19 protein-coding genes, 1 tRNA gene and 1 pseudogene are annotated in these 23643 nt (G+C 73.6%); 5 read left to right on the forward strand and 16 right to left on the reverse strand.

What is annotated here, in order from left to right:
* Positions 1-108: 108 nt before the first annotated feature.
* Positions 109-390: pseudogene (locus ABIB16_RS10725) on the forward strand (integrase core domain-containing protein); the annotation flags it as partial.
* Positions 391-696: 306 nt separating this feature from the next.
* On the opposite strand, the gene ABIB16_RS10730 reads toward ABIB16_RS10725, so the two are convergent.
* The 8 genes from ABIB16_RS10730 to ABIB16_RS10765 all read right to left on the reverse strand — a co-directional run bounded on the left by ABIB16_RS10730 (position 697) and on the right by ABIB16_RS10765 (position 9315).
* Positions 697-773: transfer RNA gene (locus ABIB16_RS10730), tRNA-Pro, on the reverse strand.
* 378 nt (positions 774-1151) lie between these two features.
* Positions 1152-1631, reverse strand: a complete 480-nt coding sequence (locus ABIB16_RS10735; protein WP_020628098.1) for a hypothetical protein — start codon at positions 1629-1631, stop codon at positions 1152-1154.
* A gap of 105 nt (positions 1632-1736) precedes the next feature.
* Positions 1737-3275, reverse strand: a complete 1539-nt coding sequence (der, locus tag ABIB16_RS10740; protein ID WP_063189215.1) for a ribosome biogenesis GTPase Der — start codon at positions 3273-3275, stop codon at positions 1737-1739.
* Positions 3272-4003 (reverse strand): (d)CMP kinase, encoded by a 732-nt coding sequence (cmk, locus tag ABIB16_RS10745; protein WP_041102682.1) that lies wholly within the window; start codon positions 4001-4003, stop codon positions 3272-3274. Before cmk ends, der begins: the two co-directional genes overlap by 4 nt.
* 1 nt (position 4004) lies before the next feature.
* The gene (locus tag ABIB16_RS10750) at positions 4005-5165 is read right to left on the reverse strand and encodes a prephenate dehydrogenase (RefSeq protein ID WP_354436277.1); all 1161 of its coding nucleotides are present in this window, start codon (positions 5163-5165) and stop codon (positions 4005-4007) included.
* Complete coding sequence (locus ABIB16_RS10755; protein WP_036338127.1) at positions 5162-6118, reverse strand: pseudouridine synthase; 957 nt, start codon at positions 6116-6118, stop codon at positions 5162-5164. Before ABIB16_RS10755 ends, ABIB16_RS10750 begins: the two co-directional genes overlap by 4 nt.
* Positions 6119-6340: 222 nt before the next feature.
* Positions 6341-7201, reverse strand: coding sequence for a ParA family protein (locus ABIB16_RS10760; protein WP_061867171.1), 861 nt, complete (start codon positions 7199-7201; stop codon positions 6341-6343).
* 158 nt (positions 7202-7359) lie between these two features.
* Positions 7360-9315, reverse strand: a complete 1956-nt coding sequence (locus tag ABIB16_RS10765) for an AMP-binding protein (RefSeq protein ID WP_354436278.1) — start codon at positions 9313-9315, stop codon at positions 7360-7362.
* A 216-nt stretch (positions 9316-9531) separates the two neighbouring features.
* Between ABIB16_RS10765 and ABIB16_RS10770 the strand changes: the two genes are divergently transcribed.
* The 4 genes from ABIB16_RS10770 to ABIB16_RS10785 are packed head-to-tail and all read left to right on the forward strand — an operon-like array spanning position 9532 to position 13884.
* Positions 9532-10221 carry a GntR family transcriptional regulator gene (locus ABIB16_RS10770; protein ID WP_020628108.1) on the forward strand — a complete coding sequence of 230 codons (690 nt, stop codon included), beginning with the start codon at positions 9532-9534 and terminating at the stop codon, positions 10219-10221.
* Complete coding sequence (locus tag ABIB16_RS10775) at positions 10218-11744, forward strand: MmgE/PrpD family protein (RefSeq protein ID WP_102708776.1); 1527 nt, start codon at positions 10218-10220, stop codon at positions 11742-11744. Before ABIB16_RS10770 ends, ABIB16_RS10775 begins: the two co-directional genes overlap by 4 nt.
* The gene (gene prpB, locus ABIB16_RS10780) at positions 11744-12682 is read left to right on the forward strand and encodes a methylisocitrate lyase (protein ID WP_061866975.1); all 939 of its coding nucleotides are present in this window, start codon (positions 11744-11746) and stop codon (positions 12680-12682) included. The genes ABIB16_RS10775 and prpB overlap by 1 nt, the downstream gene beginning before the upstream one ends.
* Positions 12683-12738: 56 nt before the next feature.
* Positions 12739-13884, forward strand: a complete 1146-nt coding sequence (locus tag ABIB16_RS10785; protein ID WP_354436279.1) for a bifunctional 2-methylcitrate synthase/citrate synthase — start codon at positions 12739-12741, stop codon at positions 13882-13884.
* 245 nt (positions 13885-14129) lie between these two features.
* Here ABIB16_RS10785 and pyrG read toward each other — a convergent pair whose 3' ends face one another.
* From pyrG to ABIB16_RS10825, 8 genes are all read right to left on the reverse strand, one after another.
* Positions 14130-15839: a CTP synthase gene (gene pyrG / locus ABIB16_RS10790; protein ID WP_080695883.1), complete on the reverse strand. Its 1710-nt coding sequence runs from the start codon at positions 15837-15839 to the stop codon at positions 14130-14132.
* Positions 15840-15848: 9 nt separating this feature from the next.
* The gene (gene xerD, locus ABIB16_RS10795; protein WP_036315732.1) at positions 15849-16865 is read right to left on the reverse strand and encodes a site-specific tyrosine recombinase XerD; all 1017 of its coding nucleotides are present in this window, start codon (positions 16863-16865) and stop codon (positions 15849-15851) included.
* Positions 16862-17569 carry an NUDIX domain-containing protein gene (locus tag ABIB16_RS10800; RefSeq protein WP_041102685.1) on the reverse strand — a complete coding sequence of 236 codons (708 nt, stop codon included), beginning with the start codon at positions 17567-17569 and terminating at the stop codon, positions 16862-16864. Before ABIB16_RS10800 ends, xerD begins: the two co-directional genes overlap by 4 nt.
* Before the next feature lie 41 nt (positions 17570-17610).
* Positions 17611-19353, reverse strand: coding sequence for a DNA repair protein RecN (recN, locus tag ABIB16_RS10805; protein ID WP_061866978.1), 1743 nt, complete (start codon positions 19351-19353; stop codon positions 17611-17613).
* The gene (locus ABIB16_RS10810; protein WP_065573206.1) at positions 19350-20438 is read right to left on the reverse strand and encodes an NAD kinase; all 1089 of its coding nucleotides are present in this window, start codon (positions 20436-20438) and stop codon (positions 19350-19352) included. Before ABIB16_RS10810 ends, recN begins: the two co-directional genes overlap by 4 nt.
* Before the next feature lie 113 nt (positions 20439-20551).
* The gene (locus tag ABIB16_RS10815) at positions 20552-21394 is read right to left on the reverse strand and encodes a TlyA family RNA methyltransferase (RefSeq protein ID WP_123244154.1); all 843 of its coding nucleotides are present in this window, start codon (positions 21392-21394) and stop codon (positions 20552-20554) included.
* On the reverse strand, positions 21387-22217 hold the full coding sequence (locus ABIB16_RS10820; RefSeq protein WP_123244153.1) for an HAD-IIA family hydrolase: 831 nt from the start codon (positions 22215-22217) through the stop codon (positions 21387-21389). The genes ABIB16_RS10815 and ABIB16_RS10820 overlap by 8 nt, the downstream gene beginning before the upstream one ends.
* Positions 22214-23080: a hypothetical protein gene (locus tag ABIB16_RS10825; protein ID WP_230278193.1), complete on the reverse strand. Its 867-nt coding sequence runs from the start codon at positions 23078-23080 to the stop codon at positions 22214-22216. Before ABIB16_RS10825 ends, ABIB16_RS10820 begins: the two co-directional genes overlap by 4 nt.
* Positions 23081-23643 lie beyond the last annotated feature (563 nt).

Consider the following 23643-nt stretch of genomic DNA (forward strand, 5'->3'; position numbering starts at 1 on the left):
ACAACAGGCCCAGGAAGGTCCTGGACTGGAAGACTCCCGCGGAGGTCTTCGCCGAGCAGCTACGCTCGCTCTCAACGCACGGTGTTGCAACGACCGGTTGAACCCGCCCAATTCACCTCCATTCGCTACGGCGAACGCCTCGCCGAGATCGGAGCGACACCGTCGATCGGGACCGTCGGGGACAGCTACGACAACGCCCTGGCCGAGACCGTGAACGGCTATTACAAGGCCGAGCTCGTCCGCGGACCCGCACGGCCAGGTCCCTGGCGGACGGTCGAGGACCTCGAGCTCGCGACCCTCGGGTGGGTGTCCTGGCACAACACGCAACGCCTCCACGGCTACCTCGGCGACGTCCCACCCGCCGAGTTCGAGGACACGTTCTATGCTGTCGAGGCCGGCCGCGAACAGTTGTCGGAATCAAATAGCGCGAGTCTCCATCAGACCCAGGGGGCTTCAGGGCCAACGCTCTGGTCACCGACGAGATCGATTTTGGATCGAGCCGCTCGGCCACTGAGGAAGTTCTGAATTCCCGGGGATATAAGTCGAGCCGAACGCCGAACCGTAGGGTCTGTCTCGATCAGTTTGTGCTAAGGAATATGTCAGGCACGGAAAGAGGCCCAGGCGCTCCCCTCGAGGGAGTACCTGGGCCTCATTCCATTTTCCCTCGTCAGATGCGGACTCTGACCCGTGGGAACGTGGTCGGGCTAGCGGGATTTGAACCCACGACCTCTTGACCCCCAGTCAAGCGCGCTACCAAGCTGCGCCATAGCCCGTGGCGAATCGCGGTCATCCGCGCTTCGGCACCCGACGAGCATACCCCACCCGCACCGCCGGATGCGAATCGGGAGCGGGCCCGCCGGGTCGTCGTCGTCAGGGGTGAACGGCACGACACCCCCGAAACGTGAACAAGGGGCCCACGTCCTCTTCACAGACGTGAACCCCTCATCCCTTGACCGAGGGCCACCCGACCGAGAGTCCCCCAGCGACCGCGGCCCCGGCGTACCGGTGGGCCTGGCGGTCTGCACGAACCCTCTCATGACTGAGGGTGCAGTCGCGCACGTGAGAAGTGTAACACGCTGAGCCGCTCCGATCCGCCGTTCCGGGCGCGTCGCAGGGGCGTGTCGGGGGCCTCACGGAGCCCCGTCGCAGGCTCAGAACGTGAAGGTTCGGTCCCCCACGCGGAATTCGACGTCCTCCAGGTCCGGGATGGCGTCGCGCGCCCGGTCCGCCGCCTCCCGCATCGTGTCCTCGAGAACCTGGGGATCGGCCTCGAGCAGGGACTGGCCGTACTCGATGACCACCTTCCCGTCCTCCCGAAGGGCCTCGACGTCGACGATGTCCGAACCGGAGGGCAGCGATCGCGTCAGGTCCTCGACGACCTCGGCGGCGCGCTGGTCCGCCTCCTCGAGGGCGCCCTCGGCCTCCTGGCGCAGCTGCCCCAGGTCCACGCGGTCCGAGGCGTCCGCCTCCAGCTCGCTGATCCGGTCCTCGGCCTGGGCGAGCCGGTCCTCCGCGCTCTGCAGCGCGGCCCGGGTCGCGCCGTCGTCGACCGCGCAGCCGGATGCGGCCAGCGCGAGCGCGGCCAGGGTGGCAAGGGACAGGGCGGCGGGGCGACGTCGGATGAGGCTCATGCCCTCAGGCTACGAGGCGAAGGTGGACGAACGGTGGGAGCCGGCCGGGACGACGACGTCCCCCGACGCGGGTGGTCGAGGGACGTCGTCGGGGGCGGGGCCGGATCAGCGGCGGCGACCGCGCTTCTCGCGCACGCGCATCCCGATCTCGAGGGGCGTGCCCTCGAACCCGAAGGTCTCGCGCAGGCGGCGCACGATGAACCGGCGGTACCCGGGGTCCAGGAACCCGGTGGTGAACAGCACGAACTTGGGCGGCCGGCTCGAGACCTGGGTCGCGAACAGGATGCGGGGCTGCTTGCCGCCGCGCAGCGGGTGCGGGTGGGCCGCCACGAGCTCGCCGAGGAACGCGTTGAGCTTGCCCGTGGGGATACGGGTGTCCCATGAGTCCAGGGCGAGGTCCAGCGCGGGGACGAGACGGTCCTTGTGCCAGCCGGTCTTCGCGGAGATGTTCACGCGCGGCGCCCACGCGACGTGCGCCAGGTCCCGCTCGATCTCCTTGGCCAGCTGGAGCCGCCGATCCTCATCCACCTGGTCCCACTTGTTGAACGCGATCACGAGGGCGCGACCGGAGTCCAGCACCATCTGGAGGATGCGCACGTCCTGCTCAGAGATCACCTGCGGCGCCTCGAGCAGCACCACGGCCACCTCGGCGCGGTCCAGGGCCGAGGCAGTGCGCAGCGACGCGTAGTAGTCGGCGCCGTGGGCCATGTGCTGCCGTCGACGGATGCCGGCGGTGTCCACGAAGCGCCACAGGCGTCCGCCGAGCTCCACGAGCTCGTCCACGGGGTCGCGCGTGGTGCCGGCCAGGTCGTCCACCACCACGCGGTCCGAGCCGGCCAGCTTGTTCAGCAGCGAGGACTTGCCCACGTTCGGCCGGCCCACGAGGGCGATCCGGCGCGGGCCGCCGCGCGGCACGAGACCGCCGTGGGCGGACTCCTCCGGCAGTGCCTCGAGCGCGGCGTCCAACAGGTCCGCGACGCCGCGGCCGTGCACCGCGGACACCGGGTACGGGTAGCCGAAGCCGAGCGACCACAGGGTGGCGGCGTCGGCCTCCTGGACCATGTCGTCCACCTTGTTGGCGGCCACGATCACGGGGCGGTCCTTGCGGCGCAGCATCGAGACCACGGCCTCGTCCGTGGCCGTCATGCCGACGGTGGCGTCCACCACGAACACGACGGCGTCCGCCACGTCCACGGCCAGCTCGGCCTGCTCGGCCACGCGACGGTGGATGCCCTTGGCGTCGTGCTCCCAGCCGCCGGTGTCCACCACGGTGAACTCGCGGCCGTTCCACTCGGCGTCGTAGGAGACGCGGTCGCGCGTCACGCCGGGCACGTCCTCCACGACGGCCTCACGACGGCCGATGATGCGGTTGACGAGCGTGGACTTGCCGACGTTCGGCCGGCCCACGACGGCCAGCACGGGCGGCACGGGCGCGTCGACGTCCTCGTCCGGCCCGAGCTGCCACGCGTCGAGGAGGGCGGCGTCGTCCTCCTCGAGCTCATAGTCGGCCAGGCCGGCGCGCAACGACGCGGCACGCGCCTCGGCCTCCTCCTCGGTCATGGCGGCGAGCCGCTCGGCCACCTGATCGTCGCCGGCGGGGACGAACTCGTCCTCACCGGAGCGGTGCTGGGGGTTCTCGGTCATCGTCGGCCTCCCTTCACGGCCGGGATGCCGGCCTGGTCCTCGACGGCGGCCAGGACGGCCGCCACGGTCTGCTCGAAGTCGAGCTCGGTGGAGTCCACGAGCGCCACCCCGTCGGCGGGGCGGTCGAACGTGGACACGGTGGCGTCGCGGGCGTCGCGCCCGGCCACCTGACGGTGCAGCGTGCCGGCGTCGACGCCGGTCTCCCCCGCCGCGGCCAGCTGGCCCGAGCGGCGGGCGGTGCGCACGGCCTCGGACGCCGTGAGCAGCACGCGCGCGTGGGCGTCCGGGGCCACCACCGTGGTGATGTCGCGGCCCTCGGCGACCATCCGGCCCGCGGCGGCGATCGCCGCCCGCTGGCGACGGTGCAGCTCCTCGCGTACCGGGATCACCACGGCGACGGTGGAGACCGTGTCCGTGACCTCGGGGCCGCGGATCGCCTCGGTGACGTCCGTGCCGCCGACCCGCACGGCCTCGACGTCCGGGTCGGTGGACTGGTCCAGATCCATGGCGACGGCGGCCGCCGCCACGGCCTCCGCATCGGCCAGGTCGACGCCCTCGTTCAGGCAGTGCCACGCCACGGCGCGGTACATGGCGCCGGTGTCCAGGTACGCGGCGCCGAGACGCCGGGCCACGGCCTTGGACACGGACGACTTGCCCGAGCCCGAGGGCCCGTCCACCGCCACCACGAGCGGCGCGGGTGCGACGTCGTCGCGGGTGTGCTCGGTCATCTCAGACCACCTTCCATCCGGCGGCGGTCAGCGCCGCCACGAGTTCATCCCTGCGGCCGGGCAGCACGGAGATCTCCACCATGCCGACCCGGTGGCCCGAGGCGTGCTCGAGCCGCAGGTCCTCCACGTTCACGTCCGTGCGGCCGACCTCGTCGAGGAGGGCCGCGATCTGCCCGGGGGCGTCGTCCACGATCACCGTGACCACCGCGAACGCCTGCGGCGGCGCCCCGTGCTTGCCGGGCACCCGCGCCCGACCGGCGTTGCCCTCGGCGATCAGCTGCGCCATGTCCAGCCGCGCCCCGGGGGCGGAGGGGTCCTCCAGGGTGCGGATCAACCGGTCCAGGTCCGCCCGCAGCCCGTGCAGCGCCGGCACGATCCGCCCGGCGTTGCCGGAGAGGATCTGCACCCACAGCTGCGGGTCCGACGCCGCGATCCGGGTGGTGTCCCGCAGCCCGTTGCCGGCCAGGGCGAGCGCCTGGTCCGGGGTGTCCTGCAGGCGGGAGGCCACAAGCGAGGCGGCGATCTGCGGCAGGTGCGAGATCAGCGCGACCGACTCGTCGTGGGCGCGGGCGGCCATCCGGTACGGGGTGGCCTGCAGCGTCAGCGCGAGGGCCCGACCGGCCGCGAGGGCGTCCGGCTGGGTCGTGTCCGTCGGGCACAGCACCCACGGCGCCTGCGTGAACAGGGTGCCGCGGGCCGCCACGGGACCGGACCGCTCGGAGCCGGCCATCGGGTGCGTCCCGAGGTACCGGTCGGCGTCCTGCGGGGCCAGGCGGGCCTCGTCGACGGCGGCGCGCACGCCCGCGGCGACCGCCTCCTTCACCGAGGCGATGTCCACCACCACGGCCGCGGCCCAGCGGCGCAGCGAGTCGACCACGACGTCGGCGGTCACGTCCGGCGGCGCGGCCACGACGACGAGTCCCGGGGCGACGTCGAGGTCGTCGCCCTCGGCGTCCAGGCGGGCGGGGCGTCCGGCGCGGATGTCCGCGGCCACGGCCAGGGCGGCGGGCGAGGGGTCGTGCAGGCGCACGTCCACACCGGCCGCGCTCAGCCCGATGCCGATCGAGGCGCCCAGCAGACCGGTCCCCCGGACGAGCACGGGCTGCGGGATCCCGGCCGGGCCGTCACCGAGCTTGGCGGCGGACTCGGCGGGCGCGCTCACAGGCCGACCAGGGCCTTGAGGTGGCCCAGCTCCTGCGCGTTGAGTGCGCGGACGGTGCCCTGCTTCTGGTCGCCCAGCAGGATCGGGCCCACCTTGACGCGGACGAGCCGCTCGACCGGGTGGCCGATCTCCTGGAACATGCGGCGCACGATGCGGTTCTTGCCCGAGTGCAGCACGACCTCGACGAGCACGTGGCCCGGCGTCGAGTCGACGAGCTTGAACGAGTCGACCTGCGCCACGCCGTCCTCGAGCTCCACGCCCTCGCGCAGGCGGTTGGAGACGCCCTTGGCCAGCGGGCCGCGGGTCTGGACCACGTAGGTCTTGGGGACCTCGTAGCTCGGGTGGGTGAGGCGGTTGGCCAGCTCGCCGTCGTTGGTGAGGATGAGCAGGCCCTCGGTCTCGTTGTCCAGGCGGCCCACGTGGAACAGGTGCTCCTGCCCGGGCTTGAGGTAGGTGGCGATCGAGGGCCGGCCCTCCGGGTCCACCATCGTGGAGATCACGCCGCGGGGCTTGTTGAAGACGAAGTACTGCTTGGTCACGTCCGTCTGCACGGAGATGCCGTCCACGCGGATGACGGCCTTGGCCGGGTCCACGCGCACGCCGGGCTCGGTGACGACGACGCCGTCCACCTCCACGCGGCCCTCGGCGATGAGGTCCTCGCTCACGCGCCGGGACGCCACACCCGCGGCGGCCAGCACCTTCTGCAGGCGCTCACCCGACTCGTCGTGGATGCGGTCGAGGTGGGCGGCCTTGGCCCGGGCGGCGCCGGCGCCGCGGCCGCGGCGACCGCGGGTGCGCGGCACGGCGTCCTCGTCGAAGGGGGCCTCCTCACGGGGGGCGGCGGCGCCGCGGCGGGCACCGATCTGTCGCTGGAAGTCGCGCTCCTGGAACGGGCCGCCCCGTCGACCGACGGCGGGGGTGCGTCCGGAGCCTCGCGGCTTGCGGGAGTTCATGGGGAGGGCGTCCTTTCGGGTGCGCGTCAACGGCGCCGGTCGGGCCGGCGGCGGACGGGTCAGGGGGTGAGGGACGGTCCGGAGACGGACACGCCCGGCTTCATTCTCGCAGATCGGCGGCGTCGCGTCTCCCGGCCACCGCTCCCCCGGCCGCGAGCGCGGAGAAAACCGGCCCGGTCCCGCGACGGGACCGGGCCGGCGTCGTCGGCGGTCAGCGGACGGTCACGGCGCGCCGCCGCGGCAGATCAGCTCGCGGGCGAGCTGCCGGTAGGCCTTGGCCCCGTCGTGGTTCTCGGCGAACAGGGTGATGGGCGTGGCCGCCACCGTGGCGTCGGCGAACTTGATGGACCGCTTGATGACGGTCTCGAACACGCGGTCCCCGAAGCCGGCCACGAGCGAGCCCACGACCTCCTTGGAGTGCAGGGTCCGCTGGTCGAACATCGTGGCCAGCACGCCGTCGATCTCCAGGTCCGGGTTGAGCCGGTCCTGCACCTTCTCGATCGTCTCGACGAGGAGCGCGACCGCGCGCAGCGCGAAGAACTCGGCGGTCAGCGGGATGATCACGCCGTGCGAGGCCGTCAGCGCGTTCACGGTCAGCAGGCCCAGCGAGGGCTGGCAGTCGATGAGGACCACGTCGTAGTCATCGCGGACCTGACGCAGCGCGCGCTCGAGGACCTGCTCGCGGGCCACCTCGTTGACGAGCTGCACCTCGGCCGCGGACAGGTCGATGTTCGCGGGCAGCAGGTCCATGTTCTCGAAGTCGGTGGACAGGATCGCGTCCTTCGCGGTCACCGACCGCTCCATGAGCACGTTGTACACCGTGGTGTCGAGCTCGTGGGGGTTCGCGCCCAGGCCGGCCGAGAGGGCGCCCTGGGGGTCGAAGTCCACCATGAGCACCTTGCGCCCGTAGCCCGCGAGCGCGGCGCCGAGGTTGATGGTGGAGGTCGTCTTCCCGACGCCGCCCTTCTGGTTCACCATCGAGATGATCCGCGCCGGGCCGTGCGAGGCCAGGGGCGCGGGCTCCGGGAAGTCGTGCTTGGGCCGGCCGGTGGGCCCGAGCACGGGCTCACCGTGGATCGTCATCACGGGGATCGGTTCTCTCGAGGTCACGGCGGCGCCGGCTCCTTCCACGGTGGTCTGCATGCCCGGCCGCGGGCCGCGGCACGCCGCGGCCGCCGTCGTCGGCGTGTCCGGATCTTCCTCCACCCTAGTGCCTGGCGTTCCCGGGACGACGGCGGCGCTCAGCCCGCCGGGCGCAGCACCCCGGCCAGGGCCTCGAGCACGGCGGGGTCCTCAATGGTCGAGGGCACCGCGTACTCCTCGCCGTCGGCCATCTGCCGCATGGTCTTGCGCAGGATCTTGCCCGAGCGGGTCTTGGGCAGCGCGTCCACCACGACGACGTCGCGGAAGTCCGCCACCGGGCCCACCTCGCGGCGCACCGCCTGACGCAGCTCGTCCAGGAGCGCGGCCTCGGCCTCGGAGCCGGCCTCGGGCGTCTCGACGCCGGACTTGAGGACCACGTAGCCCGAGGGCCGCTGGCCCTTGAGCGGGTCCGCGATGCCGATCACGGCACATTCGGCCACCGCCGGGTGGGCGGCCAGGGCGGCCTCGAGGACGCCCGTGGACAGCCGGTGCCCGGAGACGTTGATGACGTCGTCGGTGCGGCCGAGCACGAACACGTAGCCGTCCTCGTCCACGACGCCGGAGTCACCGGTCGCGTAATGGCCGGGGAACGCGCTGAGGTAGGAGTCGATGTAGCGCTGGTCGTCGCCCCACAGGGTGGGCAGGGTGCCCGGGGGCAGCGGCAGCCGCAGGGCGATGTTGCCCTCGGTCCCGGCGGGCACGGGCTCGCCCAGGCCGTCCAGGACCACGAGATCGACGCCCGGCGAGGGCACCGAGGACGAGCCGATCTTCACCGGCAGCTGCTCCAGGCCCACCGGGTTCGCCGCGATGGCCCACCCGGTCTCGGTCTGCCACCAGTGGTCGATCACCGGCATGCCCAGCAGGCCCTCGATCCACCGCTGCGTCTCCGGGTCCAGGCGCTCGCCCGCGGCGAAGAAGTGCCGCAGGGAGGACAGGTCGTGGGCCTGGAGCAGCTCGCCCTCGGGGTCGGCGCGGCGGATCGCGCGCAGCGCCGTGGGGGCCGTGAAGAAGGAGCGCACGCCATGGTCCTCGATCAGCCGCCAGAACGCGCCGGCGTCGGGCGTGCCCACGGGCTTGCCCTCGTACATGACCGTGGTGGCCCCGGCCAGCAGCGGGCCGTAGACGATGTAGGAGTGCCCCACGACCCAGCCCACGTCCGAGGCCGTGCACATCGCCTGCCCCGGACCGACGTCGTAGATGTGCTCCATGGTCCAGCGCAGGGCGACGGCGTGGCCCCCGTTGTCCCGGACGACGCCCTTCGGCTTGCCCGTGGTGCCCGAGGTGTAGAGCACGTACAGCGGGTCGGTGGCCTGCACCGGGACGCAGTCGGCCGGCTCGGCGGCCGCGACGGCCTCGCCCCAGTCCTCCCAGCTCGCGCCCCCGCGCCCGTCGGCGTCCGCGAGCGCGGTCTCGAAGCCCTCGCGGTGGTGGACCAGCACCGTGCGCACGGGGTGCGCGGCGGTCTCGAGCGCCTCGGCCACGGCGGGCAGGTATTCGACCCGGCGCTTGGGCTCGATGCCGCCGGAGCAGGTGAGCACGACGTCGGGGGCGGCGTCGTCGATGCGGGAGGCGAGCTCGCGCGGGGCGAAGCCGCCGAAGACCACGGAGTGCACCGCGCCGAGCCGCGCGCACGCCAGCATCGCGATGTGGGCCTGCGGGATCATCGGCAGGTACACGAGGACGCGGTCGCCCTTGCCGACGCCGCGCGCGGCCAGGGCGCCGGCCAGGCGGGCCACCGCGTCCGTGAGCTCGGCGTACGTGTAGCGGGTGACCTCACCGGTCATCGCGGAGTCGTGGATCAGCGCGACGGCGTCCCCGCGGCCCGCCTCGACGTGCCGGTCCAGGCAGTTGAAGGCGGTGTTCAGCTCGCCGTCCGGGAACCAGCGGTACAGGGGCGCGGCGGAGTCGTCGAGGGCGCGCGTGGGCGCGACGGTCCAGTCGATGGCGCGCGCCGCGTCGAGCCAGAACCCCTCGGGGTCGCGGAGGGAGCGGGCGTGGGCGTCGGCGTACGCGCCGGAGGGGCGGTCTTCGGCGGGGGCATCGTGGGTCGCCATGCGCCCAGGGTAGTGCCGTGGATCACAGGGGGCAAGGGATCTGTATACATTTCGTGCCCCGTCAGTGAGGCGTGGCGGCACGCGCGAGACCCGCGCCGGGGACGCACCACCCAGCCCCCGCACGCCGGACGACGCTCCCCGTGGACGGCGTCGCCCGGCACGCGCATCGGACACACCCCCTGCCCTCGGCGGGACTGTTGTGTATACACTGGCGGCATGCGAGCGAGTGAGCGGGCGTACCAGGCCCTGAGGGCGGAGATCCTCGACTGGTCCCTCCCTCCGGGCGCGGGCCTGGGCGAGGTGGAGCAGGCCGAACGCCTGGGCATCTCGCGCACCCCTCTGCGCGAGGCGCTCTCCCGCCTGGTGGCCGACGGCCTGGCCGAGCAGGCCCCGGGCCGGGGCATCGTCGTCGCCGACCTGTCCCTCGAACAGGCGGACCAGCTGTTCGACCTGCGCATCGCCCTCGAGTCCCTCCTGGCGCGCCGGGCCGCGCAGCGGGCCACCCCGGAGGCGGCCGAGCGGTTCACGGTCCTCGCGGGCCGTTTCCAGGAGGCCGAGGCGGCCCTGCGCGGCGGGACCGACCCCGCGGACTACTACGCGATGACGGCCGAGCTGGACAGCCGGCTGGACGAGGCCGCCGCGAACCCCTACCTCGTCTCCACCCTGCGCACCCTGCGCCTGCACCTGGCGCGCCTGCGCCGACTGGCCGCCGACGACCCGGCCCGCCTCGCGGCCTCCGCCGCGGAGCACGCGGACATCGCCGACGCCGTCGGCTCGGGCGCCGCGGACCTCGCGGAGGCGACCACGCGGGTCCACCTGCACCACGCCTTCCACCATCTGACCCGGCGCGGCCGCGCCGAGGAGACCCCGACCCTGCTGACCCCCACCGAAGGAGACCGACCATGAAGAACCATCACGTGCGCGTCCACCGCTCCGAGGAGAACCTCGAGCGCAAGGACCAGCTGGCCTGGAAGCTGGCCGAGGTGGCCGTCGACGACGTCGAGGTGCTGCCCGAGGTCGAGGAGATGATCATCAACCGGATCATCGACAACGCCTCCGTCGCCGTCGCCTCGCTGAAGCGCGGCCCGATCGTCGCCGCCCGCGCCCAGGCCCTGTCCCACCCGGTCTCCACCGGCGGTGCGGGCGCCTCCGTGTTCGGTGTGGAGCAGAAGGTCTCCCCCGAGTGGGCCGCGTGGGCCAACGGCGTGGCCGTCCGCGAGCTGGACTACCACGACACGTTCCTGGCCGCCGAGTACTCCCACCCGGGCGACAACATCCCGCCGATCCTCGCCGTCGCCCAGCATGCCGGCCGCTCCGGCAAGGACCTGATCCGCGGCATCGCCACCGGCTACGAGATCCAGGTGGACCTCGTGAAGTCCATCAACCTGTACGGCCACAAGATCGACCACGTGGCCCACATCGGCCCCTCCGCCTCCGCCGGCATCGGCACCCTGCTCGGCCTGGACACCGAGACCATCTTCCAGGCCATCGGCCAGGGCCTGCACACCACCACCGCCACCCGCCAGTCCCGCAAGGGCGAGATCTCCACGTGGAAGGCCCACGCCCCGGCGTTCGCGGGCAAGATGGCCGTCGAGGCCGTGGACCGCGCCATGCGCGGCCAGACCTCGCCCGTCCCGATCTACGAGGGCGAGGACGGCGTGATCGCCTGGCTGCTGGACGGCCCGGATGCCTCCTACGAGGTGCCGCTGCCCGAGCAGGGCGAGCCCAAGCGCGGCATCCTGGACACCTACACCAAGGAGCACTCGGCCGAGTACCAGGCCCAGGCCTGGATCGACCTGGCCCGCAAGCTCCACAGGGAGCACCCGGAGGCCACCGACCCGGCGAACGTCGAGTCGGTGCTGATCAAGACCTCGCACCACACCCACTACGTGATCGGCTCGGGCGCCAACGACCCGCAGAAGTACGATCCGACGGCCTCGCGCGAGACCCTCGACCACTCGATCCCCTACATCTTCACCGTGGCCCTGCAGGACGGCTCCTGGCACCACGTGGACTCCTACGCCCCCGAGCGCGCCCAGCGCGAGGACACCGTGGCCCTGTGGCACCGGGTGACCACCGTGGAGGACCCGGAGTGGACCCGCCGCTACCACTCGCTGGACCTCGCGGAGAAGGCGTTCGGCGGAGCGGTGGAGATCACCCTCAAGGACGGCACCGTCATCACCGACGAGATCGCCGTGGCCGACGCCCACCCGCTCGGCGCCCGGCCGTTCGCCCGCGAGCAGTACATCCAGAAGTTCCGCACCCTGGCCGAGGGCATCGTCTCGAAGGAGGAGCAGGACCGCTTCCTGGCCGCCGCCGAGCGCGTGGCCGAGCTGCAGCCCGGCGAGCTGGACCAGCTGAACATCCTGGCGGACCCGGCGTTCCTGTCCGAGGCCGACCTCGCCGCCGCCCCGAAGGGCCTGTTCTGATGCTGTACTCGACGAAGACGGCCGAACAGAAGCGGATCGACCTGCGGCAGACCCTGAAGCAGGGCGGCGCCCAGCAGTTCCCGGGCGCGTTCACCCCGCTGACCGCCAAGCTGATCCAGGAGAAGGGCTTCCCCGGGGTCTACATCTCCGGCGGCGTGCTCGCGAACGAGCTGGGCCTGCCCGACGTCGGGCTGACCACGCTCACCGAGGTGGCCGTGCGCGGCGGGCAGATCGCCCGCCTCACGGACCTGCCGTGCCTCATCGACGCGGACACCGGCTTCGGCGAGCCGATGAACGTGGCCCGCACGGTGCAGGAGTTCGAGAACGCCGGCCTGGCCGGCTGCCACATCGAGGACCAGTTCAACCCCAAGCGGTGCGGCCACCTCGACGGCAAGAACATGGTGGACCTCGACACCGCGGTCAAGCGCATCGCCGCCGCCGTCGACGCCCGCCGGGACCCGAACTTCCTCATCATGGCGCGCACCGACCTGCGTGCCGTGGAGGGCCTGGACGCCGCGATCGCCCGCATGAAGGCGCTCGTGGAGGCCGGTGCGGACGCGATCTTCCCGGAGGCCCTGAAGGACATCGGCGAGTTCGAGACCGTGTGTCGCGAGCTGGAGCCCCTCGGGGTCCCGGTCCTGGCGAACATGACCGAGTTCGGCAAGTCCGAGCTGTTCACCCGCCAGCAGCTGGCCGACGCCGGCATCGCGATGGTGATCTACCCGGTCACCCTGCTGCGCTCCGCGATGGGCGCCGCCGAGCGCGTGCTCGACGCCATCAAGGAGGAGGGCACCCAGCAGTCGCAGGTGGAGCAGATGCTCACCCGCGCCCGCCTCTACGAGCTGGTGGACTACGAGGGCTACAACGCCTTCGACACGGGCATCTTCAACTTCGACGTGCCCACGCTCGACATCGGCGCCAACCACGCCGACCTCTGACCCGTCACCGGGCCCGCCCGTGCGCGGGCGGGCCCCACTCCCCGAGGAGGGACACCATGACCGAGACCGAGATCAAGAAGGGCCTGGCCGGCGTCGTCGTGGACACCACGGCGATCTCCAAGGTCAACCCGGAGACGAACTCCCTGCTGTATCGCGGCTATCCCGTGCAGGACCTGGCCGCGCAGCTTTCGTTCGAGGCCGTCGCGCTGCTGCTCTGGACGGGCGAGCTGCCCACGGACGAGGAGCTGGCCGCGTTCGAGCACTTCGAGCGCGCGCACCGTGCCCTCGACCCGAAGGTGAAGCAGGCCATCGACCTGCTGCCCACCGACTGCCACCCCATGGGCGTCGGACGCACCGCCGTGTCCGTGCTCGGCGCGAACCACCCGAAGGCGGAGGACTCCTCCCCCGAGGCCGAGCTGGAGAAGGCCCAGGCCCTGTTCGCGGCGTTCCCGGCCGTCGTCGCCTACGACCAGCGCCGCCGGCGCGGCCAGGACGTGGTGGAGCCGCGCGAGGACCTGGACTACTCGCAGAACTTCCTCTGGATGACGTTCGGCGAGGAGGCCGCCCCGGAGGTCGTGGACGCGTTCCGCGTCTCGATGGTGCTGTACGCCGAGCACTCGTTCAACGCCTCGACTTTCACCGCGCGCGTGATCACCTCGACGCTCTCCGACCTGCACTCGGCCGTGACCGGTGCGATCGGCGCGCTCAAGGGCCCCCTGCACGGCGGCGCCAACGAGGCCGTGATGCACACCTTCGACGAGATCGGCATCCGGAAGGAGGAGTCCCGTGAGGACGCCGCCGCCCGAGCGAAGGCATGGATGGAGGACGCCCTGGCCCAGAAGAAGAAGGTCATGGGCTTCGGCCACCGCGTCTACAAGAACGGCGACTCCCGCGTGCCCACCATGAAGGCCGCACTGGACCGGATGATCGAGCACTACGGCCGCGAGGAGATGCTCGGCCTGTACGACGGTCTGGAGCAGGCCATGGACGAGGCCAAGCAGATCAAGCCGAACCTCGACTACCCCGCCGGCCCGACGTATCACCTCATGGGCTTCGACACCGAGCTGTTCACGCCGATCTTCATCGCCTCACGCATCACCGGCTGGACCGCCCACATCATGGAGCAGCGCGCCGCGAACGCGCTGATCCGCCCGCTCTCGGCCTACGACGGCCCCGAGCAGCGGGAGCTGCCGGCGGGCTGAGCCTCGTGAGGGGCGGTCGGGGCGACTTGTCGGAGGTGTAGACGCAGATCACCTCCGACACGTCGCCCCATTCGCTCGCGGCGCGGTGCCGCGTGCACGACGACGGCGGGTCGCCCCGGGTGGGGCGGCCCGCCGTCGTCGTGTCGTCATCGGTGCGACGCCCTCGCAGAGTGGTCACGACACGCCGCGTGCCGGGCGCGGCGACGGCGTGTCGTGACCACTGTGTCGGGCCGGTCGTCGGCCCCTCAGCGCCGGGCCGCCGCGTCGGCGCGGCGGGCCAGGCCGGCGGCGACGAGGCCGGCGAACAGCGGGTGCGGGCGGGTCGGCCGGGAGGAGAACTCCGGGTGGGCCTGCGTGGACACGTAGTACGGGTGCACGTCCCGGGGCAGCTCCACGAACTCCACGAGGGCGCCGTCCGGGGAGGTGCCGCAGATCGCGAGACCGGCCTCCTCGAGGCGGTCGCGGTAGGCGTTGTTCACCTCGTAGCGGTGGCGGTGGCGCTCGGTCACCTCGGTGGTGCCGTAGGCCTCGGCCACCACGGAGCCCGGGCGCAGGGTCGCGGGGAAGGCGCCCAGGCGCATGGTGCCGCCGAGGTCCCCCTCGCCGGCCACGATCTGCTCCTGCTCGGCCATGGTGGCGATCACGGGCGAGGCGGTCTCCGGGTCGAACTCGGTGGAGTCCGCGTCCTCCAGGCCGAGGACGTTGCGGGCGTACTCGATGACCATGGACTGCAGGCCCAGGCACAGACCCAGCGTCGGGATCCGCTGCTCGCGGGCGTGCCGCAGCGCGCCGAGCTTGCCCTCGAGCCCGCGCACGCCGAAGCCGCCGGGCACACACACGGCGTCGACGTCCGCGAGCGCCACCGCCGCGCCCTCGGGGGTGGCGCACTCGTCCGCGGCCACCCAGCGGATGCCCACCTTGGCCCGGTGGGCGAAGCCACCGGCGCGCAGCGCCTCGGTGACGGACAGGTAGGCGTCCGGCAGGTCCACGTACTTGCCCACGAGCGCCACCGTGAGCTCGTGCTCCGGGTGGTGCACGGCGTCCATGAGGGCATCCCACGCGGTCCAGTCCACGTCCTTGAACTTCAGGTCCAGGGACTGCACCACGTGGGCGTCGAGGCCCTGGTCGTGGATGACGCGGGGGATGTCGTAGATGGAGGGGGCGTCGGCGCAGTTGACGACGGCGTCCTGCGGGACGTCGCACATGCGGGCGATCTTGCCGCGGACATCGTCGGGGACGGCCCGGTCCGAGCGCAGCACGATCGCGTCCGGCTGGATGCCGATCGAGCGCAGGGCGGCCACGGAGTGCTGGGTGGGCTTGGTCTTGAGCTCCTGCGAGGGGCCGATGTACGGCACGAGGGAGACGTGCAGGAAGAAGACGTCGTCGCGGCCGACGTCCTGGCGGACCTGGCGGGCGGCCTCGAGGAAGGGCTGCGACTCGATGTCGCCGACGGTGCCGCCGATCTCCGTGATGATCACGTCCGGGGCGGGGCGGTCGCCGCGGGGCTCCGCGGGCAGGCGCATCCGGCGGCAGATCTCGTCGGTGATGTGCGGGATGACCTGGACGGTGTCCCCGAGGTACTCGCCGCGGCGCTCGCGGGCGATCACGGTGGAGTACACCTGGCCGGTGGTCACGTTGTCCAGGCCGTCGAGGTCCTCGTCGAGGAAGCGCTCGTAGTGGCCGATGTCCAGGTCCGTCTCGGCGCCGTCCTCGGTGACGAACACCTCGCCGTGCTGGAACGGGTTCATGGTGCCCGGGTCCACGTTGAGGTAGGGGTCGAGCTTCTGCATCACCACCCTGAGCCCGCGCGCCTTGAGCAGGTGGCCGAGCGAGGAGGCCGTGAGCCCCTTGCCGAGGGAGGAGGCGACACCGCCGGTCACGAACACGTGACGGGTGACGCGCGTGGACGTCTGAGTACGAGAAGTTCGTTTCACCACGGATTTTGAGCGTATCAGGTGCGGGGCTCAGCGCGCGCGCGGATGCGCGGCGGAGTAGACCTCGCGCAGGGAGTCCACGGTGACGAGGGTGTACACCTGCGTGGTGGTCACGGACGCGTGCCCGAGCAGCTCCTGGACCACGCGGACGTCCGCGCCGCCGGCCAGCAGGTGCGTGGCGAAGCAGTGGCGCAGGGTGTGGGGCGAGACGTCCGCCTCGAGGCCGGCGCGCTCGGCCGCCCGCTTCAGCACGGCCCACGCGGACTGCCGGGAGAGCCGGCCCCCGCGGGCGTTGACGAACAGGGCGGGCGTGGAGCGTGTGACTCCCGTCATGATCGTGGGCCGTCCCCGCACCAGCCATGCGTCGAGCGCGGCGGCCGCGTAGGAGCCGATCGGCACCACGCGCTCCTTGGACCCCTTGCCGAACAGGCGGACCACGGGCTGGCCGCCGTCGTCCCCGGTCTGCGCGAGCCCCACCACGTCGTCGACGTCGAGGCCGACCACCTCGGAGATGCGGGCGCCGGTGCCGTAGAGGAACTCGAGCAGCGCGCGGTCCCGCAGTCCGGCGGGGGTGTCGACGGGCACGGCCTCCAGCAGCGCCGTCACCTGCTCCACGGGGAGCGCCTTCGGCAGGCGGTCGCCCGGCTTCGGCGGGTGGACGTCGCGGGCGGGGTCGGCGGGCGTGAGTCCCTCGAGGGCCCAGAACCGGTGCAGGCCGCGCACGGCCGCGAGCACGCGGGCCGCCGAGCGGACCGCGAGGGGCCGCCCGCCGTCCTCGCCGGTGCCCAGCGCCCGCAGGAAGCCGGAGACGTGGCCGGGGTCGACGTCGGCGGGGGCGCGCACCCCGTGGGCTTCGAGCCAGCGGCGGTAGCGCTCGAGGTCGCGGCGGTAGGCGGCCAGCGTGTTCGCGGCGAGGCCCCGCTCGACGGCCAGGTGCTCCAGGTGGCGGCGGAACGGGGCCGCGAGCGCGGACTCCGCGCCCCGGCCCCCACGGCTCCCACGGGCCTCGGCCTCGCCGCTCCCCCGGGCGGCCGGGTCGGTGCTCACGCGGGCCAGTCCGCCCCGGGGCCGTGGCGGTCGGGGACGAACGGCGCGTCCACGGGACGCAGGCGTCGCCAGCCCTGGGCCCGGTGGGCGCCCAGGGCCAGCACGGCGACGACGGTGGACGGGTTGTGCACCCGGCCGTCCAGGACGGCGTCGGTCACCTCGTCGAGGCCGACCCACACGAGCGGCATGGCCGCCTCCTCGTCCTGCCGGGTGTGCCGCTCGCCGTCGGGGATCTCCTCGATCTGACGGGCCAGGAACACGCGGATCGCCTCGCTGGAGCCGCCCGGGGTCGTGTAGTAGTCGACGAGGGTGTGCCACTCGCGGGCGCGCAGGTCGGCCTCCTCGGCCAGCTCACGGACGGCGACCTGGTGGAGGTCCTCCCCGTCCACGTCCCGCAGGCCCGCCGGGATCTCCCACAGCTCCATGCCCACGGGGTGGCGGTACTGGCGGACGAGGGCCACCTGCTCGCGGGGGCCGGTGGTGGTGAGCTTGGTGCGGACCGCGAGGATCGCCACGGCGCCCGGGTGCACCATCAGCTCCCGGGTCAGCGGATCCCGGGACTTGTCCGCCGGGTCCAGGCGGAACGACTCCCGGGCGATGTCCCACACTCGGCCCTCGTAGACGGTCTTCGACTTCTTCACCGGGCGGGGGACGTGCAGGTCGCGCAGGGGCGAGCGTCCCGCGGACGCGGGGATCTCAGGCATGGGGCGATCCTTTCATGTCGGGGCGGCGTCCGCGGACCGGGTCAGCCGCGTTCGCGGGCGGAGGACTCGAGCAGCTCCCGGGCGTGCTCGCGGGCCGCCGCGGAGTCCCCGCGGCCGGCGAGCATGCGGGCGAGCTCCTCGACCCGTTCGTCGGCCGTCAGGGTCACGACGTCGGAGGTGGTCACACCCGCGGCCGGATCCGAGTTCTTCTCCACCCGCACGTGCCGGTCCGCATAGGCGGCGACCTGGGGCAGGTGCGTCACGGCGATGACCTGCACGTGGCGGGCGAGCCGGGCCAGGCGTGCCCCGATCCGCACGGCGGCCTCACCGCCCACGCCGGCGTCGACCTCGTCGAACACGAAGGTGGGCACCGGGTCCGTGGCGGCCAGGACCACCTCGAGGGCGAGCATCACGCGGGAGAGCTCGCCGCCGGAGGCGCCGCGGCCCAGGGGCCGGGGCTCGACGCCCGCGTGGGGGCGCAGGGCGAGCGTGACGTCCTCAGCGCCGTACGGGCCGAGACCGTCCCCGGCGACCGGCGTCAGCCCGACGTGGAACGAGGCGTCCGGCATGAACAGGGCGTGCAGCTCCTCGGTCACCGCGGTCTCGAGCCGCTCGGCGGCCGCGGTGCGCAGGGCGGTGAGGGTCGCGGCCCGCTCGCGCAGCGCGGCGTCCAGCCGGTCGACCTCCGCCTCGAGCTCCTCGAGGCGGCCGGAGTCGCCCTGCAGCTCGTCCAGGCGCGGACGCTGGGTCCGGGCCCAGTCGATCACGTCGGCGAGCTCCGGCCCGTAGAGCCGCTGCAGTCGTGTGAGCTCGGCCAGCCGCGACTGGGCCGCGTCGAGGTCGGAGGCCGCGTCGGCGTCCAGGTCAGCGGTGTAGCGGGCCAGGTCGCCGGCGATGTCCGTGAGCACGACGGCGGCCTCGGCCAGGCGCGCGGCCGCGGCGGCGAGCTCGGGGTCGTCGCCGGGGGCGGCGAGCACGGCCTGCCGCGCCCCCTCCACGAGGCTGACGGCGCCGGGGGTCTCGTCCATCGCGTCCACGTCGGGGCCGGCCAGTCGGGCGTGCGCCTCCCCCGAGGCGGCACGCAGCTCCTCGACGTCCTCGAGCCGGCGGATGAGAGCCCGCAGCTCCTCGTCCTCCCCCTCCTGCGGGTCGGCGAGGTCGATCTCCTCGAGCGAGCGCTGGAGCGCCTCGGCCTCGCGGGCCCGCTCCTGGCGGTGGGTGGTGAGCTCCTCGCGCTCCCGACGCGCGGCGGCCCAGGCGGCGTGGTCGGCGCGGTAGGCCCGCAGGGCCGCGGCGAGCTCGGCGCCGCCGAACGCATCGAGGGCGTGCCGCTGGGCGTCGGCGCCCTGGAGGCGGACCTGGTCGTTCTGCCCGTGCACGGCCACGAGCGTGGCCCCGATCTCGGAGAGCAGGCCCACGGGCACGGAACGGCCGCCGGCCGCGGCGCGGGAGCGTGTGCCCTCCCCCGACGCCGTGACGCTGCGGCTGAGGACCAGGTCGCGGGTGCCGTCGTCGCCCTCGTCCACGACCGCACCGGCCTCCTGAGCCAGGCGGAGCGCCGCGTGGTCCGCGGCCACGCGCACGCCGGCGTCCACGACGGCTCGGGACGAGCCCCGGCGGACCGCGCCCGCGTCGGCGCGAGCACCGAGCAGCAGGCCCAGGGCGGTGACCACCATGGTCTTGCCGGCGCCGGTCTCACCGGTGACGACGGTGAAGCCGGGGTCCAGGTCCACGGTGGCCTCGCCGATCACGCCGAGCCCCGAGATCCTCAGATGGTCGATCATGCGTCCTCCCCGGGGTGACGCGCCCCGCGGTCGCGGTGGCGCTGGATGTCCGCGGGCGAGAGCACCGACAGCGGCATGGTGGCCGGTTCGACGACGTCGGGACGCGGCCCCGCGTGCCGCGGCTCGACGGTCTCCACCGCGTGGAGCACGCCCGCCCGCTCCTGGGCGGTGACGGGGCCGCGCCAGCCGTCCGTGGGCAGCCGGAACTTGCGCACCAGCCGTTCCGCGAAGGGAGTCGGGTTGAGACGGGCCAGGCGCACCGGCTCCGCCGACCGGGACACCTCGATCCGGGCCTGCGGCGGCAGTTCGACGGTGCGCCGGCCGTCACACCACAGCACACCGGTCTCGCGGGTGCGGGTGAGCACGTCCACGCCGATCGTGGAGCGCGGACCCACCACGAGGGGGCGGGTGAACAGGGCGTGGGCGCTGATGGGCACGCACAGCAGGGCCTCCACGGAGGGCCACACCACAGGGCCCCCGCCGGAGAAGGCGTAGGCCGTGGAGCCGGTGGGGGTGGCCAGCACGACGCCGTCGCAGCCGAAGGCCGTCAGCGGCGAGTTGTCCACGGACACGACCACCTCGAGCATCCGCTCCCGGTGGGACTTCTCCACGGAGGCCTCGTTGAGGGCCCACGTGCGGGCCACCTCGCGGCCCTCCACGTGCACGACGACGTCCAGGGCCATGCGCTCGATCACCACGTAGGACTCCGAGGCGATCGCCTGGACGGTGCGGTGCAGGTCGGTGCGCTCGGACTCGGCGAGGAAGCCGACGTGGCCCAGGTTCACCGCCAGCAGCGGCACGTTGTAGCCGCGGACGAAGTCGGCCGCCCGCAGCACCGAGCCGTCGCCGCCGAGGACGAGGCCGAGGGTGATGTCCTCGAGCTCGCAGTCGACCCCGAGGGCCTCCGGCGCGAACTCCGGGGGGTCCCCCGCGGCCGCGCGGATGGCGGCCACGTCCTGTTCGAGCATGACGCTGACCAGGCCCTCCTCCGCGAACATGCGGGTGGCCTGCAGCGCCGCGCTGATGGCGTCCTCGCGGCCCGTGTGGGTCAGGACGAGGACGCGACGTCCGGGGGTGTAGGGCATGGTTCCTTCCGCGGGCCGGGGTGCCGGGCACTGCGCTCCAGGATAGCCACGAGACCGGACGCGCGAACCGGTGGCCCCGCGCCCGTGGACGGGCGGTGTCCCCCGGTCGGGGGTCAGGACCAGTCGATGTGCGCGCCCCGGACCCACCCGGCGGCGCTCTCGCCGGCGGGCGTGGCCGGGCCCGTCCCGCCAGCCGGGTCGTCGGCCGCGGTGGCGTCGGGACGGCGGAGTCGCAGGAAGAACTCGGCGTTCCCGTCCTGGCCGGCCAGGCCGGATCGGGCAAGGCCGCGCGGTGCGAGGCCGGCGCCCAGCGCGGCCGCGGCCACCCCCGCGACGGCGTCGCGGCGGGCGTCGGGATCGGTCACGACGCCCGTCCGCGGCAGAGCGCGCCGCCCGACCTCGAACTGGGGCTTGACCATGAGCAGCAGCTCGGCGCCGGGTCGGCACACGCCCGCGAGCGGGGCGAGGACGAGACGCAGCGAGATGAAGGACAGGTCGGAGACCACCAGGTCCACCGGACCGTCGATGTCCTCGGCCGTGAGGTCGCGGACGTTGAGCCCCTCGCGCACGAGGACGCGAGGGTCGGCCCGGACGGGCGGGGCCAGCTGGTCGTGGCCCACGTCGACGGCGGCCACCCGTTCAGCGCCCCGCTCGAGGAGGACCTGGGTGAAGCCGCCGGTGGAGGCCCCGGCGTCGAGCGCCCGGCGGCCGGCCACGCCCACGTCCGGGAACGCCTCGAGTGCGCTGACCAGCTTGTGGGCCGCACGGGAGACGTACCGCGGGCCCGGGTCGCGCAGGCGCAGGGTGGCGTCGGCGGCCACGCGGTCGGCGGGCCGGCGCACCGGGCGGCCGTCGAGGAGCACCTGTCCCGCGCGGATGAGCGCCGCGCCCTCCGTGCGGGAGCGTGCCAGGCCCCGAGCGGCCAGGGCGACGTCGGCGCGTGCGGTCTCAGCCACGCCGTGGGTCCGCGGAGGCCTCGGCCCCGCCGGCGAGCAGAGCGGGCAGGTGAGCACGGACCCACGTCGGCCGGTCTGGCCCGGGGGCGGCGCCCGCGGTCTCGCGCGTGTCGATGCCGGTCAGGACGAGCACCGTGTCGAACCCCGCCGCGTTGCCGCCGCGGATGTCCGTGTCCAGGCGGTCGCCGACCACGAGGGGACGGGCCAGGCCGAGGGCGTCGGCCGCCGTCCGGAACAGTCGTGGCTCGGGCTTGCCCGCCGCGACGGGCGCGGTGCCGGTGGCCCGGCCCACCGCCTCGACGAGGGCCCCGTTGCCGGGGGCGATCCCCTCCGCGCGCGGAATCGAGGTGTCCAGGTTGGTGGCGACCCAGGTGGCCCCGGCGCGCACGGCGTACGCCGCCTCCGCCAGATCGGCCCAGCCGAGACCGGGGTCGAAGCCCTGGATCACCGCGTCGGGACGCTGCGCCGCGGACGCGACCACCTCGTAGCCCCGCTCCTCGACCACGGCGCGCAGGTACGCCGAGCCGACCACGAGCACCCGACCGGTGCGGCGGCCCAGCGTCTCCTCGAGCAGGTCGACGCCCGCCGGTGCGGAGCCGAAGACCTGCCCCGCCTGCGCGGGCACCCCGAGCGTGCGGAGATGCTCGGCCACGGACTCCGGCGCGCGGGAGGCGTTGTTCGTCACGAACCCGACCGGCACGCCCCGTTCCTGCAGCGTCGACAGCGTCTCGACCGCCCCGGCGATCGCGCCGCCTCCGGCGTAGACGACGCCGTCCAGGTCGCACAGCAGCCCGTCGTGACCGTCGAAGAACGTGGCGCTCACCGACCGTCCGCCTCCGGGGCCTCGAGGGCGTCGAACAGCGACAGCTGGTTCGGGTCGACCTCGTCCGGCGCGTCGACGGCGGCCGGCGGCTCCGTGGCGGCCTCCGGCTCCTCGGCCGGGGATCCGTCCGCCGTCGGCTCCGCACCGGCCTCGGCCGCAGACCGCTCGTGGCGCCGTTCGCGGGGGGACGGGCGGCGGTCCCGGGGGTCCTCGACCGGCTCGGTGTCCACGTCGATGATCTCCGGGTCCGCGAACCCGCCCACGCCGAGGGCCTTCTCCGCGACGCGCACGGCGCGCGCCCAGAGCCGAGCCTCGTCGCGGCGCCCCAGGGCGAGCAGCACGTCGGCCTGACGCTGGAACAGCCGGGGAGAGAAGGGGTAGCCGCGCCGCCGGTCCAGTTCCGGGATCTGCAGGGCCTCATGGGCGCCCTGGAGGTCGCCGGCGTCCTCGCGGATGCCGGAGACGACCATGGCCAGCTCGGCCCGCGCCGCCCGGTCCAGACGCGAGGCATCCACCTCGGCGGCCAGCTGCAGGGCCTTCTCCGTGCGGCCGAGGGCACGCTCGCTGTCCACCTGCGCGGCGATGTGGGTGTCATCGCCCGTCATACGCCGGTAGGTGCGGAACTCGCGCAGCGCGTCGGCGTACTCCCCCGCCGCGTAGGCGGTGAGCGCGACTGCCTCGCGCACGCGTGAGAGGCGGCCGCCCTTGCGGGACGCGGCGAGGGCGTGCTGGAACGCCAGCGCCGGGTCGACGTCCAGGTAGCGGCCGGCCATCACGAGATGCTTGGCGACCCAGCTGGCAGGACGCTCGTCAAGGCCGTTGATCTCCTTGAGCGTGCCGCGGTCGAGCTCCTGGCCCGTCACGTCCGGGTCGATGTCCGGAGAGCGCTCCTGGTCCGCACGATTCGCCGCTCGGAGGTCACCGGGATTGTGCGCGGGTCGTTCGGCGCGGTCCTCGCGACGAGGGCCCGTCGGCGCACCGCGGCGCTCGGGGCGTCCGCCCCCCTGGCCCGGGCCGCGCCGCCGGTCCTCGTGAGGCCCGCCGGAGCGGCGCCGGTCACCGGCACCGCTGCGAGGACGTCCGTCGCGGTCTCCACCACGACGCCGGCCATCACCGCCACCACGGGGCCCGCGGCCCTCGGATCCGCGGTCCTCGCGGCGCTCTCGGGGGGTGTCCTCAGCCATGGTGTCCTTCCTGGGCGTCACGCCGCGACGGTCCGCGGGAACGCGGTCTCTGTTCCTCATGTGCCGGCCTCGCGGCCGGGTCCTCAGGGGACCAGGCTAGTGCCCGGAGCCTGTGGCAGACCGTCCTTGCGGGGAAAACAGTCCAGAAATGCGGGAAGGGCCTCGCACCAACAGTGCGAGGCCCTCCCTCAAAGAATGTCCGGCGGCGACCTACTCTCCCACAACCTCCCGGCTGCAGTACC

The sequence above is a fragment of the Micrococcus sp. UYEF5 genome (assembly GCF_040546065.1).
Lineage (GTDB): Bacteria > Actinomycetota > Actinomycetes > Actinomycetales > Micrococcaceae > Micrococcus > Micrococcus luteus.